Genomic DNA, 15,221 nt, shown 5'->3' with positions numbered 1-15,221 from the left:
ATGACCCCTGAATTTGTAATTGCATTTGCCAAACAGTCCATCATCCTGACGATTCTTTTATCCATGCCCATGCTGGGCCTAGGCCTGATTGCAGGCCTGGCCATCAGTGTGTTCCAGGCGGTTACCCAGATCCAGGAGATGACGCTTACCTTTGTGCCCAAGATCCTTGCCGTGTTTATCGGACTTTTGTTTGCCGCCCCGTGGATGATGGAAAAGCTGATGGCTTTTACAACCAATATTATTACCAATATTCCCATGTATATCAGATAAATTACCCAACGTTGGGGTTAGGAAAGGACGACTTTGGAACTGCTTGATCTCATTGATCCCATTCGCTTTAGAACCTTTATGCTGGTTCTGGCACGGGTATCCGTGTTTTTATTCTTGTTCCCTGTTTTTAACTCATCAGCCATTCTCAACAGCCTGAAAATTGCGCTTGCCCTGGTTTTAACCCTGTTGTTTTATACGGTGGTACCTGTGGATCCAGCTCGTTTTCCAGGGGATGTCCCCACCTTTGGCCTGATGTTTGGGGCAGAAATTCTGGTGGGATTTACCCTGGGACTTTGCCTGAGAATTTTTTTTGCAGGGATCCAGATGGCCGGCCAGGTCATCGGCTTTCAGATCGGATTTGCCATGATCAATGTCATGGATCCCCAAAGCGGAGAGAATGTGTCTATTATGGACCAAATCGGTTACTGGGTCTGTCTGGTCATTTTTCTTGTACTCAACGGACACCATATTATTATTATGTCCATGATTGACAGCTTTGAACTGGTTCCTGTGGGCGGGTTTGTGATGCATTCCGCACTCATGCCCCGGATTATGGATGTGGGAGCCGGGTTGTTTGTGACTGCCGTTAAAATCAGTGCTCCGGTCATTGCCGCCCTGACCTTTGTCAATACCGGTTTCGGACTGATTGCAAAATTTTCACCCCAGACCAATGTCATGATTGTGGCGTTTCCGGTGAAGATCGTCGTGGGCCTGATTTTTTTTTCCATGACCCTGCCCATCATCGCCATTGTTACCCGGGATTACCTTGAACCGTGCAGAAAATTATTTCTGGCATTATTGTTTTATATGGGCGGAGGATAAGAGATGGCCGAAGATCCAGAGAGTGGCGGCGAAAAGAGCGAGGACGCATCGGGGCGAAAGCTCAGCAAGGCAAGGGAGGAAGGCCAGGTTGCCAAAAGCATGGAAATTCCTTCGGTTTTTGTCGTGTTGGGCGGTGTTACAGCTTTATATGTCACGGCATTTTTTTTCTATCAGAACTGCGTGGAAATATTTCATTATAATTTTATTTTTAAGCGGGTACCGGAACTGGGCCCGGCAGATCTGAGCGTAATGCTGATTTATCACGCAAAAAAAATGTTTTTGATGTGCCTGCCTGTATTTACAGCCGTTTGCGTTGTGGCGGTCATTTCCAACGTGGCACAAGTTGGATTCCATATATCCTGGAAAGCCTTGGAACCCAAATTAAGCAAACTGAATCCCATTAACGGATTTAAACAAAAATTTTCGTCCTCGGCCGTCGTCGAATTTGTAAAATCACTGCTCAAGCTTGCTGTAATTTCACTGGTCTGCTATCTGGCCACAAAGGGAGACCTATCCGAGGTGCTTACCCTGTACGATAACTCCACAGCCCAGATCCTGCTTTTTCTTTTTATTAAATCGTTCTGGATTTTTATAAAAGTCTGTATCGTAATGGTTTTGGTTGCCATTCTGGATTTTTCTTTCCAAAAATGGAAATTTTTAGAAGACCAGAAAATGACCAAAAAAGAGGTAAAAGACGAGCGAAAGCAAACAGAAGGAGACCCCGCGGTTAAATCCAGGATTCGTCAGCTTCAGATGGCCGCAGCCAGAAAACGCATGATGGCAGCCGTGCCCAAGGCAGATGTGGTTGTGACCAACCCGACGCACCTTGCCGTAGCATTGCAGTATGACAAAGAAAAGATGGATGCCCCGAGCGTTGTTGCCAAGGGCGCAGGCGCCGTGGCCGAAAATATCAAAAGAATTGCCCGGGAAAATGATGTGCCGGTCGTAGAAGATAAGCCGTTGGCCCGAAATTTGTATAGAATAGTAGATATTGGTGACCAGATTCCATTTGAATATTACCAGACTGTAGCGGAACTGCTTGCCTATGTTTACGGGCTTAAGAACGGTCAGGGGACGTAAACCCAACCGGGTTAAATCATAAATAGTGCATGAACGAAAACCCGTGTTTGGACGTAAAGTTGCCCAGATGCAAGGCGCAGAAAAAATTGTAACCGGAGCAACCTCTCGGTTGTAAGGATTGCAAATTTTTCTGCAACGCCGCAGATGGGTGACTTTAGTTTCAAACAATAGTCAATTTTTTGGCACCAGATGTCAAGCATCTATCAGCAAGGAGGATACATGGCGACGGAAAACGTCGGGATAATGGCCACGATGAAAAAAGAGTCATCAGATATTCTGATGGTTCTGGCCTTTATCGGCATTCTGATGGCAATGATCCTGCCTTTACACCCCATTATCCTTGATTTCTTTCTGGCCCTGAATATTTCCCTTGGCATTGTGGTATTGATCACGACCATGTATACGCAAAGACCACTTGACTTCAGTATCTTTCCCTCCCTGCTTCTGATGCTCACCCTTTTCAGGCTCTCGTTGAACGTGGCATCCACCCGGTTGATTCTTTTGCATGGCAGCGAGGGACCGGAAGCTGCCGGGGCAATCATCATGTCATTCGGAGCCTTTGTGGTGGGCGGTAACTATGTGGTGGGTTTGATTATTTTCATTATCCTTGTGCTCATCAATTTCATGGTAATCACCAAGGGTGCCGGCCGTATTGCAGAGGTGGCCGCCCGTTTCACCCTGGACGCCATGCCCGGCAAACAGATGGCCATTGATGCAGATCTCAATGCCGGTATGATCGACGAAATAGAGGCAGGAGAGCGAAGAGCCGCCATTGCCAGGGAATCGGAATTTCATGGCGCCATGGACGGTGCCTCCAAATTTGTCCGTGGTGACGCCATTGCTGGCATTGTGATTACTTTGATTAATATCGGCGCAGGCTTTATCATCGGCGTGGTGCAGCAGGGTATGCCGCTTGGCGAGGCGTTGACCAATTACACCCTGCTGACCGTGGGTGACGGGCTTGTCTCCCAGATTCCGGCGCTTTTGATCTCTGCGGCAGCAGGTCTTCTGGTCTCCCGGTCCGGCGCAGAAAGCAAGATGGGACAAGACTTTGCCAAACATCTATTTTCCAGTACTACCCCGGTCATGGTGGGGGGGGTGGTTGTTTTTCTCATGGGCGCAATTCCGGGCCTGCCCACCATCCCCTTTATGACCTTAGGAATTACCATGGGAACCATTGCCTGGTATTTTTTAGGACAAGAGGGAAAAAAAGCTGAAGAAAAACAGCAGAAAATTGAAAAGGCCCAGACGCAGGCCCAGGAAGAGGCGCCCGGAAAGCCCGAGGATGTGGATCATCTGCTGCGTCTGGATACCATGGAACTGGAAGTGGGATATGGTTTGATTCCTCTGGTGGACAAACAGCAGGACGGCACGCTGTTAGGACGAATAAAGGCCATCCGCCGACAATTTGCCACGGAGATGGGTATCATTGTGCCGCCCATCCATATCCGGGATAACTTGAATTTAAGCCCGGCCCAGTATCGCCTTATGATCAAGGGCGTTGAGGCCGCCGGTTCAGAGCTTATGGTCAATCACTATCTGGCCATGGATCCAGGTGGTGCGGCCAAAAAAATTGACGGAATTGAGACGGTTGAACCGGCCTTTAACCTGCCGGCCCTGTGGATACCCATGTCCAGGGAAGAGGAGGCCAAGTTTGCCGGATACACGGTGGTGGACAACTCAACGGTCATTGCCACCCATTTGACGGAGATCATCAGAAACAATGCCCACAACCTGCTTAGCCGACAGGATGTCCAGCATCTTCTGGATAACCTGGCCAAAACCAGCCCCAAGGTGGTTGAGGAGCTGGTGCCCAATCTTTTAAGTGTCGGCGCGGTGCAGAAAGTGCTACAAAATCTTCTGCGGGAACGTATTTCGGTCAGAGATCTGTTAACCATCGTGGAAACCCTGGCAGATTTCGCCCCGGCAGGCAAGGATCCGGACCTGTTAACCGAATATGTCCGCCAACGGGTTGCCAAAGGCATGCTGGCGTCCTACCTGCAGCCCGGTAAAAAGCTGCAGGTCATGACATTGGACCGTAAGCTTGAAGAAATTTTAACAAAAAATATTAAACGGACCGACCATGGTACCTACCTGGCTTTAGAGCCTGTCCTGATCACGGAATTTGTCGGCGCCGTATCCAAACAGGTGGAAAAGCTCATCACATTGAATACCCAGCCGGTGCTCATGACCTCACCCACATTGCGCCGTCATGTCCGTCGACTGATTGAGCCGTCTCTTCCCAACGTATTTGTGGTATCCCACGCAGAGATCGTGGATGATATAAATCTGCAGGCTGTCGGAAAGGTAAGTTTAAAGAATGAATAAAAAAAATTTCAGGGCTCCGAATATCCAGGCTGCATTAGCCCGCATCAAGGAAGAGCTGGGGCCCGATGCCATGATCCTTTCCACCCGAAAGGTGCCCAAATCGCCCAAAGATCCCTACGCAAAGACCATGTTCGAAGTTGAGGCGGCACTCCCTTCGGCCGGTGATGATAAGCCTGAAATACCTATTCTGCAGGATGTGGAATCTCTTAAGTCAGATATTGCGGAAATAAAGGACATACTTTCTGTGGCCGGTTTTGGTTCCGGGGTGCAGTCCATTTTGTGCAACCATTTCGAATCTGTAGGCGTGCTGGCCTCCCTGCTTCGCTGCGGTGTCAGCGAACGCCTGGCGGCAAAGCTTGTTCAAAAAGCAGCCGCTGATCTGGATCAAAGCCTTGATACGGTAACACAAATGAAGCAGTTGAAAAAAAAAGTTATGGGCCTTTGCCTGGATCAATTTCGCACCAAGGATTTTTTCACCCGGCGCAATTCTTCCGGGCTTCCCCAGGTCGCGGCTTTTGTAGGGCCGACCGGTGTGGGAAAAACCACCACCATTGCCAAACTGGCCGCCTGCCTGAGCTTTACCCGGAAAATGAAGGTGGGGCTGGTCTCCATCGACAATTACAGAATCGGGGCTTTTGAGCAGCTCAAGGCCTATGCCGGGATCATGGGGCTTGTCTGTGTGCCGGCCTTTTCACGACAGGATTTGGCATGCGCCCTGGACCGAATGAAATCCATGGATTTGGTACTTATTGATACAGCCGGACACAGCCATTATGACAAGGAAAAAATTGACGAAATCCTTGAGCTGATTAAAAATGATTTCCAGGTCAGCGTTCATTTAACCTTGAGTGTTACCTCTGAATTGATTAATATGAAGGAAGCGGCATCTGCTTTTTCCGTATTCAATCCAGACACCTATGTGTTTACAAAAATAGATGAAACAAAAAGATGCGGGAAAATTCTTGACCAGGTGGCAAGCCATGACTTGCCGGTGTCATTGGTGACCAACGGACAAAAGGTGCCCGAGGATTTGATTATCCCGGACCGCCATGAGCTTTTGAAGATAATTCTAAAAAAAGAGCCCAAAGGAGATTAGGTGGATCAGGCAAAAGGACTGCGGCAGATGGCCAAGACAAGTGCGATGCAAAAACGTGAACGGAACAAGGCTTCCAATGGCAGTTCATACCCCAGGGTCATTGCGGTAACCAGCGGCAAGGGCGGGGTGGGCAAAACCAATATTGTGGGAAACCTGGCCGTTGCCATGACACGGCTTGGAAAACGGGTGGTGATCATAGATGCGGATGTGGGTCTAGCCAATATTGACATCGTATTTAACCTGAGACCCAAATATAACATCCGCCATCTAATATCCGGGGAAAAAACATTGTCTCAGGTGATGGTAAAAACGGATCATGGCATCGGCATTCTACCCGGAGGATCAGGGTTTGCAGATTTGACCCGTTTCAGTGAAGGTGAAAAACTAACGCTGCTGTCTGAATTTGAGGCGTTTTCCGATATGGCAGACATCATTTTACTGGACACCGGGGCCGGTATTTCATCCAATGTACTCTATTTTAATGCATCTGCGGACCAGTGCCTCGTGGTTGCCACCACCGAGCCCACCTCCATTACCGATGCCTATGCCCTGATGAAGGTCATGTCCCAAGGATACGGAATAAAGCATTTCAAGTTGGTGGTAAACATGGCGGACAACCGGACCGGGGCCAAAAAAGTTTACGGATCCTTGAGCAATGCCATGGATAAATTTTTAAAAAATGTGGTTCTGGAATACTGCGGGCATATCCCCTTTGATCCGGCCCTGCAAAAAGCTGTACGAAATCGCAGTATCCTTATGGATACCGTAAAGCACAGTCCTGCAGCCGATGCCGTGTCCGACCTTGCAAAAACGCTGCTCAACGACAGCAGGACAAACCAGAACCAGGGAAATCTGACCTTTTTTATGAACCGGGTGTTTGCAGCGGCCCAATGAGCGATTATGGTCATTTTATAAAAGGAAACAATAACATTTCCATGAAATACCCTAGTAAAAAAAATCAGGCGGAGTGGGAAGCATGGCGGCAGGAGAGTATTGTAAATTACGCGTATCTGGTCCGGTACATTGCCTCCCGGTTTGCCATGCGTCTGCCCTCCAGCGTGCTTTTTGACGAATTGATGTCAGCAGGTTCTCTGGGGCTCATTGATGCGGTGGACAAATTTGATCCGGGCAGACATGTCAGCCTTGAGACCTATGCCCGGTATCGTATCAAGGGAGCCATTCTGGATGAATTGCGCAACATGGACACCTATTCAAGGTCCATGCGAAAAAAAATTCAGGACATATCGCGAGCGGCAAAAACCATTGAGGATGAAAAAGGTCGGCCAGCCGATGACGATGAAATAAGTGAGGTTTTGGGCGTGGATCTGGAAACTTACCAGAAAATGCTGACCGATATCCATGGGGCTGCGGTCCTCAGTCTGGATGATTTCATAAAGACGAAAAGAAATGATGTCTCTTCCCATACCCGTTTTCAGGCCGGTCTCAGGGGTGACGAAAATCCCGAAGAGGACTTCTACCGGGCAGAACTAAAATCCGTTCTGGTGAAGGCCATCAAAAAATTGACGGAAAAAGAGCAGATTGTTATCTCCCTTTACTATTATGACGAACTGACCTTGAAAGAAATTGGGGAGGTTTTGTCTTTGACTGAATCCAGGATCTGTCAGATCCATACGGCTGTTCTGGTGAAACTGCACGTCGGCCTGGATAGTTATGGGAAATAATTTGATCTGTTTGGCCTGAACGTTGCTTTATTTTAAGTAATCTTTATTTTTTTATATTTTAGGGGGGAGTTATGTCAGACCCGATTTTGGAAGAAGACGATCTAATTTCCCAGGATGATATTGATAAAATGCTGGATATCTCTTCAGGAGATGACGATGCCGGCGAGTTATCCCAGGATGATATAGACAGTCTGCTAAATGGGCCCGACCAGGATGAAGAAAAGTGGGACACCGAAGAAGAGGATGCAGGCGAACTGTCCCAGGACGACATTGACAGCATGATGACGGGCAATGCTCTGGATGACGATGACAGTCCCGAAGAGGACGATGCTGGCGAGTTGGACCAGGATGAAATTGGTCCGTCCATGAATGAATCCCAGGATTCCGGTTCCGGTGATGATGACGAGTTGATCTCACTGGAAGATATTCAAGGCGCCATGGGTGGTGATACCCAGGAGGAGAATGCCTCCGATTCTGGACTTGAACCCGAGGCCTTGGACGACGAGACCGTTGACGATGCCCCGGTTGTGGAAGCATCTGGCCAGGAAGAAGACCCCTTTGACGACCCCATAGATGAAGACCAGGCCGCAGACGTGACGGATTGCATGCTCACCCAGGAAACCATGGAGGCCCTTATTAAGGCCGGCCTTCCGGCCCCGGATGTTACGGAAGGGGATACCGGGGAACCTGAAGCAGATGCCGGAGAGGATAACCTGCCGGACGGGATAGGCCTGACGTCTGCAACAGATGACGGAGGGGCGGATGATGACGTCCAGGAAGAGGAAAATGACGTCACCCAGGAAGATATTGATGCCCTTCTCCAGCAGTCAAATGAGACGGATGATTTGCTGGATGACGATGAGGACATCCTCATATCCCAGGACGACATTAACACCCTGCTCATGGCCGCAGATCAGGAAGATGAAGACGTACTCGGCGATATCGACGGAGAAGATTATGCGTCTGATCTGGAGGACCAGTTCGATGACCTGGAATCCGACTCGGATCAAGTGGTCCTGGAAGGCATTGAAGAAGCCGAAATTCCCGGCGAAAAAAAATCTTTGTCGGCAGAATCGCCTAAAAAAAGCGAAAAGATAAAAGCCCTTCTCAAATCAAAAATAATACTTGCTGCTGCTTCTGTCTTGCTGTTCATGGGTATATCCGTTCCTTTAAGTTATTTTTTATTTTTTTCAAGTGAGCCACCGCCACTGCCGGAAAGACAGACCGCCTCCTTGACGGAAATTGATCTTATCCGGGACGGCCAGGCTAATGTTTCTGGAAACATGCCGGTTCTGCCGCCCAGCCGCAAGTCAGGAACAATTTTGTTAACAGATTTTATCATTCTGGCATCCGATCAAAGCCGGACCATGACCTATGTGTATGCAGATGTATCTATTGATTATTCAGACCAAAGGGCCTATGATGAAATAAACAGTAACCTTGCCTTTTACCGGGATTTAATTTACGGAGCTATTCAGACCCGGCTGGTATCGGAAAAGAACAATGAGGTAACTGAAGCGGATCTGCTATGGGATGTGGAAGCCTCATTAAAAAAGGTATTGCCGCCCCAATATATTGACAAGATCAGTTTTAAATCGTTTAAAGCAACTTAACGCAGGGGATAAATGACCACAGTTCATGGACATAACCAGATTTTTCAGCAATCCGGTATTGCCCAGGATTTGAGCCACCAGCTTCAGTCTCCCAAACCGGATCCTGATCAGGCAGCAGTACAACATCAAAATCAGCAGGTGCTGGAAAATACAACGGTTCAGGAAAGCGAAGAAACACTCTCTTTGAAACAGGAAAAAGAGAAAGAAAAACGGCAAAAAGCCCGTAAAACCAAACGTGCAAAAAAACAGCCCCCCAAAGATGACCTGCCGCCGGACCCGGATGGACCGGGCCGACTTTTAGATACCACGGCATGATGCTGAAGATTCCCACTGAATTCCTTGTCGTCCTTTCACTTATCATTGATCTGTTTTTAATCTTCCTGCTGTTTCTTTTTATCCGGCGGGCCAACCGGCTCCAACGAAATCCAAACCTAACCCAGGGAAATGATCTTGAAGAAATCGCCGCCCAGTCCCGTGAAAAAGCCCAGGTTGTGGCCAGGGAGGTTCTGACTGAAACCTCTGAGATGATCGAACCTATTTTGGAAGCCTCAAAGGATGCGGCTATGGAATTTGAGAGACTGGTACAGGAGAAACAGACACTGACCCGAAGACTTGATAAGTCCCTGGATTCAAAAATCATCAGCATCAATCTGCTTTTGTCCCGGGCCAACACCCTTTACAGCCAACTTGAAAATCAGCATAATTCCCTGCTTAATGCCCTACCCAAGGGGGGTGCGGCCTTATTTCACAAAGAAACCGATGTCCTTGATCAGCAACAACGGATCATAGATTTTTACTATCAGAAGATGGATGTTGACACCATCGCAGAAAAGCTTTCCATACCCAAAGGGGAGGTTGCGCTTGTCATTGACCTCAAGGAAAAATTTATTGCAATGGAGAAAGCCAGATGATCCCCAGCCTGCCCATTACGGCCCTGAAAATTATCGGCGGCAATTTGGAAAAATCCGAGCTGTCAGATATCATGAATTTAAAGCCCGGCCGGATTGTCAATGCAAAAGTTCTTGATGTTACCGCCCCAAATCGGGTCCAATTGCTTGTTGGCGGTCAGAAACTGACTGTTTCCACCCAGCTTCCTCTAACCCTGGGCATGGATATCCCCATGAAGGTTGTCCGTTCCCAGGACGGTATTGTGTTAAAGCCGTTTTTTACGACCCCGCCTTCGCCAACATCCACTGATACGGCAAGGCCTGCGATGAATACTGAAAGCCCGACGGCTTCCGTGCCGACCACCTTACCGAACTCAAACGCTGTTAACGGGACCGAAAAATCTTTGCAGACCGCTTCCTTTCAATCCTTTTCCCCGGCAAAAATTTTCCAGGGTTTAGACGCGCTTAGCCAGGTTCGCGAACCGGTTCTGAATGATATCCTAATGGGACTTTCCCTGAAATCCGATGTTCGAGATGATCAATTTCTACCCAAAATCATAGAGAATATGGGCCTAAGCTTTGAAAAAAAACTGGCAAACGGTCTTGAAAATGCCCTGGATAAAAAAACGGTTGCCCACGTGATCAAACACTTAGCGGGCCAGGATCTGAAAGCGGCCTCTTTGTCCCTTGCCGGCATGGAAAGCGACCCGAACAAGGCTACTGTATTAAAACATATCTCAGATGCGCTGGATAACTTTGCCCAGTTAAATGTTAAATCCGGGGATAGCGGACAAAGTCAGGATGGCATACGGTTTCTACTGCCCTTCCCTGTCTGGCGGGAGGATGGCTTTGATTTCGGTCAGCTCATGGTGGACATGGGAAAAACAGGCACAACAAAGACAGAAAAAAAAATACTCAGTGTTTCCTTTTTATTGAATATGACGGCCCTTGGTCCTTTACGAGCGGATTTTTCCATTTTGGACAAAACCATTACCGGCCGATTTTTATTGGAAAACCAGGAAATCTGTAATTACCTGACCCCAAAGGTTTCAGAGTTAAGACAGCGTCTGTCCGGAATCGGATATCAGGCAGGAAATATCGACTGCCAGGTAGCCCGGCCGGAACAGATTGCCCCAACCAGCTTAATGCTTTCCATGAAAACGCCCGATGATATGCAAGGTCTGAATATTGTGGTTTGACTATGGCACCTAAAGACAACAAGAAGAAAGCAATTGCCCTGAAATATGACAGGCTCAAGGACGCTGCACCGACGGTAACGGCCAAAGGTCAGGGAAAGGTGGCTGAAAATATCATTGCCCTGGCGCTGGCCCATGGGGTACCGGTCAAGGACGATCCTGACCTGGTGGAGGTCCTGGCGTCCCTCGACATCAGCCAGGAAATTCCGGCTGAAATATATGTGGCAGTGGCCGAACTTCTTGCTTTTGTTTATGGGGCCAATGCTGAGGAATTTAAAAAAAAATCCTAATATGGTCCAGGATCATTATTCTTCAAGCTTTGTACTGTCAACAAGCCGGTTACATTTATGGCAGACCATTTTATAATCCCGGACCTTACCCCGGAATAATCTGTCACCGCAAAACGGACAAAAATAATCTTTAAACGCCTGTTCCGCATGCTTCGTCGGGTCTTCCTCCAGGCCGGATGGATGTTGAGATGATTCTGTTCGTGAAGTCTCTCTCCCTGCAGGGTGTTCGAAAGAGAGATGCGCTATGTCAGGGTAATCGCCTTCGTCGGTCATAAATTTCCTTCTTATTTTTTCTTGCATCCTCAATGGATGCAGTTTTTGCTTTATACCTAAACGGGGGCAGGATGCAAGGGGATTTTTTATTGTCACCCCTGATTGGATCTGACAATGATCTTTCTCAATGAAGTTTTTTTGGAACCCATTCCAAACCGGTGGGAAAAAATTTCTGGGTGCGTCAAATTCGGCGATCTCAGATGTCGGCCTTTTGGCACATTATTTTAAATTCAGGTCGGTTCCCTTTGATCATATCTCCACAGTTGCATAAGGATTCTCTTGAAAAGAGCGCGGTTCAGGATCTGAGCGTAATTGAAAAAAAATATGGCATCCCATTTGCATAAAGTGTGAATAAGGTAGAATTAAACCAATCAATGCCGTAGGAACATCGGCAAATCATGCAAAGGAGTAAACTGCCCTATGATTCTTGAAATGACGCGGCCGACCCAGGGCGGGTTGAGGCAGGAACGAAAACTCGAAGCAGTCTCCAATAACCTGGCCAATGCGTCCAGCATTGGGTTTAAAAAAGATGTCGTCAGTTTTGATAAGGCGTTCAGGGCCCGGGTGGACCAGGATTTCACCCAGGGAAATGTGATAAAAACCGACAACCCCCTGGATGTGGCATTAGGACCCCAGGGTCTTTTCAAAGTGGAAACCCCGGACGGGATCAAATACACGCGGAACGGCAATTTTTCGTTGAGCAGTGAAGGCATTCTTGTGGATAAAAACGGTAATCCTCTCATGGGTCAGGGTGGTGCCGTTTTCATGGATACTGTGGACCCCAATACAAGTGTAAATATCAATGAATACGGGCAGATATTTTTAAACAATGAGCTTCTTGATACCCTTGATGTAGTCTCCTTTGAGAATATGGAGAGACTTGAGAAAGCCGGGGATAATCTGTTTGTCTATACAGGGGACACCGCAGATGAAATTACCCTTGAAAATATCAGAGTTAAAGCAGGTTCACTTGAACAGGCCAATGTTCAGGTCGTAGAGGAAATGGCGAAAATGATTGATTATCAGCGAATGTTTGAAACTTACACCAAGTCTATGAAAACATTTGATGAAATTGATTCAAAGGCAATAAATGAAGTCGGGCAGTTTACATAAAGGAGTGAATTTATGATACGGGCACTATGGTCGGCAGCGACGGGAATGATGGCCCAGGATACGCAGATTGGCGTGACCTCCAATAACCTGGCGAACTCTTCCACCACCGGGTTTAAAAAATCCCGGGCAGCATTTGAAGATTTAATGTACATGACCCAGCGGGTCGCGGGACAGACAACTCCCGGCGGGGGACAGGTGCCAACGGGAATTCAGGTGGGCATGGGCGTAAATACGGCGGGTATTCAAAAAATATTTACCCAGGGCGATTATCTCCAAACGGATAATCAGCTGGATTTTGCCATCCAGGGCGAGGGATTTTTCAGGGTCCTGCACGGGGACGAGGATATGTATACCCGGGCCGGGGATTTTTCCCTGGACAGTGAGGGATACATTACGTCCCAGGCAGGAGACCGTCTCCAACCCGAAATATCCATCCCTTCGGAGGCTGTTACGATTACCCTGGACGATGACGGCACTCTGAGCGTGTTTGCCGACGATGATACCATTCTGGCTACAGAGCAGGTTCTTGTAACAACCTTTGTAAATCCCGCCGGACTATATGCCGTAGGTGGCAACCTGTTCAGGGAAACCGAAGGTTCGGGCGCCCCACAGGAAAATACACCGGGGGAAAACGGTACCGGAACAGTGTTAAACTACTATATTGAAAATTCCAACGTGGATGTTGTGGAAGAAATGGTCAGTCTGATTTCAGGACAGCGCACCTATGAGGCCAATTCAAAATCCATCACCACAGCCGATGATATGCTGGCAACAGCCGTCCAATTAAAATCTTAAATGAACTGTGAATGGATACCGCCATGAATACCCACAAAATTTATAAAAAATATTTGATGGTAGTGTCCTGCCTGGCCTGCATATTCCATTTCAGCCTGCCGGTATTGGCCGCCACACCGGGAAAAATTCTTATTGAGGTTGCCCGGACAGCAGAAGTTAAAAGTCCTGTCATATATTTAGGTGAGGTTGCAAGTATAACAGCGCCTGATTTTTTCAAGGCGGAGCTGACACGCATTGATCTTGGAAAATCCCCCCGGGCCGGACGGATGAAACAGCTTTCAGGCGAAAGGATTACAGCGGCCATAAATGCCATGGGGCTTAATGACAATGACATTAATATTCAAGTGCCGAAACGGGTGTTTATCAAACGCGCCAGCCAGGTGCTTGAACCCTCATACGTAGAAAAGGCGCTTAGACAATTTTTATCCGAATTTTTGCCAAAGGGGAAATTCGATCTAAAGGCCTTCAGAGTCCGGGGGATTGAGACCTATCCCCTGGGCGATTTATCCCTGGTGTTTGACAAGCGCTATACCCCTTCGGGCAATGGCCGCTTGTCCATTCATGCCGAAGTCTGGGTGGACGGCGTCAAAGAGGACCGGTTGACTGTCACAGGTCGCCTGTCACAGATGAGACCTGTAGTTGTCGCGACAACACGCCTGGAAAGAGGACAGACCATTACTCCGGCGGATGTCACCCTGCGGGATATGGACGTGTTCGGGCTGCAGCCGGATGCAATGACTTCGGTTGATCAGGTCAGCGGCATGGTAATAACCCGGACCATTGACAAAGGGGACTGTGTGACCCAGGGCGAATTCAAACGGGCGCCGGCAATTGAAAAAGGGGCCGTGATAAAAATAGTGGCCAAAAAGAATCGTTTGTCCATTATTACTTTAGGGATCAGCAAGGAAGACGGCTATCCGGGGCAGCCTGTGACAGTGCAAAACTTAACATCGGGAAAACTGGTGCGCGGCCTTGTTACAGCAGACGGCACCGTGGAAGTCGTTTTTTAGCCAGGAGGTTTGGTATGTGGTCAATTCAAAAAAAATTTATGCGAAGGACGTTGGCATTTATGCTGATTCTGATGCCCGGCATGTTTACCGGTTGTATATCCGGTGGCCGGGAGCCTGACTTAAGCGTTGTTCCACAGGACGCAATGCCTGCACCCGCCGTGCAACCCCAATACACCATGGCGACGCCTGCGGAAGGTTCACTTTGGACGGCCCAGAACAGATTCCTGCTGGATGACACCAAGGCCGCTTATATTGGAGACACGGTGATCGTGGATATTGTGGAGAATTCCTCATCTGAAATGGAGGTAAATTCCGAGGGTGGACGGACAACCAGCATGTCGGTGGGAGTGCCGACTTTGAATGCATTTGGAAAAGTGACCCATCTTGGCGGTACTGTCGGTGACAAACTCATTGACACCAGTTTTGAAAATTCCACCAAAGGAGAGGCCACAAGTGACAGGTCAGGTCAGGTAACGGCCTCTGTTGCGGCCCGGGTTACGGAAGTCATGCCCAACGGGAACTTGAGCATCTTCGGGCGCAGGGCCATGAAAGTGGATAATGAGGTTCAGTACATCATGGTTTCAGGTATTGTGAGACCCGACGATATTGATTCGGACAACCGGGTGGAGTCCACCTCTTTAGCTGACTCGCGCATTGAATACTACGGCAAAGGAGCCCTTGCCGACAAACAGAAACCGGGCTGGGGAACACGGATAATTGATAATATCTGGCCCTGGTAAAGTTGTAGAATAAAGGAGCGGGCATC

Annotated in this window: 17 protein-coding genes; 16 read left to right on the top strand and 1 reads right to left on the bottom strand. The window is 48.4% G+C overall.

All coding sequences use genetic code 11. The features are described from left to right. The 12 genes from fliQ to EYB58_RS07785 all read left to right on the top strand — a co-directional run bounded on the left by fliQ (position 1) and on the right by EYB58_RS07785 (position 11,264). A complete protein-coding gene (gene fliQ, locus EYB58_RS07840) occupies positions 1-270 on the top strand; it encodes a flagellar biosynthesis protein FliQ (protein WP_111954506.1) in 270 nt (89 codons plus the stop codon). Between the two features lie 33 nt (positions 271-303). After that, positions 304-1,092, top strand: a complete 789-nt coding sequence (fliR, locus tag EYB58_RS07835) for a flagellar biosynthetic protein FliR (protein ID WP_111954504.1) — start codon at positions 304-306, stop codon at positions 1,090-1,092. A 3-nt stretch (positions 1,093-1,095) separates the two neighbouring features. After that, positions 1,096-2,172, top strand: coding sequence for a flagellar biosynthesis protein FlhB (gene flhB / locus EYB58_RS07830; RefSeq protein ID WP_111954502.1), 1,077 nt, complete (start codon positions 1,096-1,098; stop codon positions 2,170-2,172). A gap of 219 nt (positions 2,173-2,391) precedes the next feature. After that, positions 2,392-4,500 carry a flagellar biosynthesis protein FlhA gene (gene flhA / locus EYB58_RS07825; protein WP_111954500.1) on the top strand — a complete coding sequence of 703 codons (2,109 nt, stop codon included), beginning with the start codon at positions 2,392-2,394 and terminating at the stop codon, positions 4,498-4,500. Then, positions 4,493-5,596, top strand: coding sequence for a flagellar biosynthesis protein FlhF (locus tag EYB58_RS07820; RefSeq protein ID WP_111954498.1), 1,104 nt, complete (start codon positions 4,493-4,495; stop codon positions 5,594-5,596). The genes flhA and EYB58_RS07820 overlap by 8 nt, the downstream gene beginning before the upstream one ends. After that, complete coding sequence (locus tag EYB58_RS07815) at positions 5,597-6,490, top strand: MinD/ParA family protein (RefSeq protein ID WP_111954496.1); 894 nt, start codon at positions 5,597-5,599, stop codon at positions 6,488-6,490. 41 nt (positions 6,491-6,531) lie between these two features. Then, the gene (locus tag EYB58_RS07810; RefSeq protein ID WP_111954494.1) at positions 6,532-7,278 is read left to right on the top strand and encodes a FliA/WhiG family RNA polymerase sigma factor; all 747 of its coding nucleotides are present in this window, start codon (positions 6,532-6,534) and stop codon (positions 7,276-7,278) included. Positions 7,279-7,349: 71 nt separating this feature from the next. Next, complete coding sequence (locus tag EYB58_RS07805) at positions 7,350-8,891, top strand: putative sodium/potassium/calcium exchanger (protein WP_111954492.1); 1,542 nt, start codon at positions 7,350-7,352, stop codon at positions 8,889-8,891. A 12-nt stretch (positions 8,892-8,903) separates the two neighbouring features. Then, positions 8,904-9,206 (top strand): hypothetical protein, encoded by a 303-nt coding sequence (locus tag EYB58_RS07800; protein WP_111954490.1) that lies wholly within the window; start codon positions 8,904-8,906, stop codon positions 9,204-9,206. Next, on the top strand, positions 9,203-9,802 hold the full coding sequence (locus EYB58_RS07795) for a hypothetical protein (protein ID WP_111954488.1): 600 nt from the start codon (positions 9,203-9,205) through the stop codon (positions 9,800-9,802). The genes EYB58_RS07800 and EYB58_RS07795 overlap by 4 nt, the downstream gene beginning before the upstream one ends. Next, complete coding sequence (locus EYB58_RS07790) at positions 9,799-10,977, top strand: flagellar hook-length control protein FliK (RefSeq protein WP_111954486.1); 1,179 nt, start codon at positions 9,799-9,801, stop codon at positions 10,975-10,977. Before EYB58_RS07795 ends, EYB58_RS07790 begins: the two co-directional genes overlap by 4 nt. Before the next feature lie 2 nt (positions 10,978-10,979). Further along, on the top strand, positions 10,980-11,264 hold the full coding sequence (locus EYB58_RS07785) for an EscU/YscU/HrcU family type III secretion system export apparatus switch protein (RefSeq protein WP_111954484.1): 285 nt from the start codon (positions 10,980-10,982) through the stop codon (positions 11,262-11,264). A 15-nt stretch (positions 11,265-11,279) separates the two neighbouring features. On the opposite strand, the gene EYB58_RS07780 is transcribed toward EYB58_RS07785, so the two are convergent. Then, positions 11,280-11,537, bottom strand: a complete 258-nt coding sequence (locus EYB58_RS07780) for a hypothetical protein (protein WP_111954482.1) — start codon at positions 11,535-11,537, stop codon at positions 11,280-11,282. 420 nt (positions 11,538-11,957) lie between these two features. Between EYB58_RS07780 and EYB58_RS07775 the strand changes: the two genes are divergently transcribed. The 4 genes from EYB58_RS07775 to EYB58_RS07760 are packed head-to-tail and all read left to right on the top strand — an operon-like array spanning position 11,958 to position 15,195. Next, a complete protein-coding gene (locus EYB58_RS07775) occupies positions 11,958-12,650 on the top strand; it encodes a flagellar hook-basal body protein (RefSeq protein ID WP_111954480.1) in 693 nt (230 codons plus the stop codon). 12 nt (positions 12,651-12,662) lie between these two features. Continuing rightward, positions 12,663-13,445: a flagellar basal-body rod protein FlgG gene (gene flgG / locus EYB58_RS07770; protein ID WP_111954478.1), complete on the top strand. Its 783-nt coding sequence runs from the start codon at positions 12,663-12,665 to the stop codon at positions 13,443-13,445. A gap of 23 nt (positions 13,446-13,468) precedes the next feature. Next, positions 13,469-14,455, top strand: coding sequence for a flagellar basal body P-ring formation chaperone FlgA (flgA, locus tag EYB58_RS07765; protein WP_111954568.1), 987 nt, complete (start codon positions 13,469-13,471; stop codon positions 14,453-14,455). A 14-nt stretch (positions 14,456-14,469) separates the two neighbouring features. Then, the gene (locus EYB58_RS07760; protein ID WP_111954476.1) at positions 14,470-15,195 is read left to right on the top strand and encodes a flagellar basal body L-ring protein FlgH; all 726 of its coding nucleotides are present in this window, start codon (positions 14,470-14,472) and stop codon (positions 15,193-15,195) included. Positions 15,196-15,221: the final 26 nt, after the last annotated feature.

Source organism: Desulfobacter hydrogenophilus (assembly GCF_004319545.1).
GTDB classification, from domain to species: domain Bacteria; phylum Desulfobacterota; class Desulfobacteria; order Desulfobacterales; family Desulfobacteraceae; genus Desulfobacter; species Desulfobacter hydrogenophilus.
Note: the sequence above shows the minus strand (reverse complement) of the source record. Positions and strands in the feature narration are given on the sequence as shown.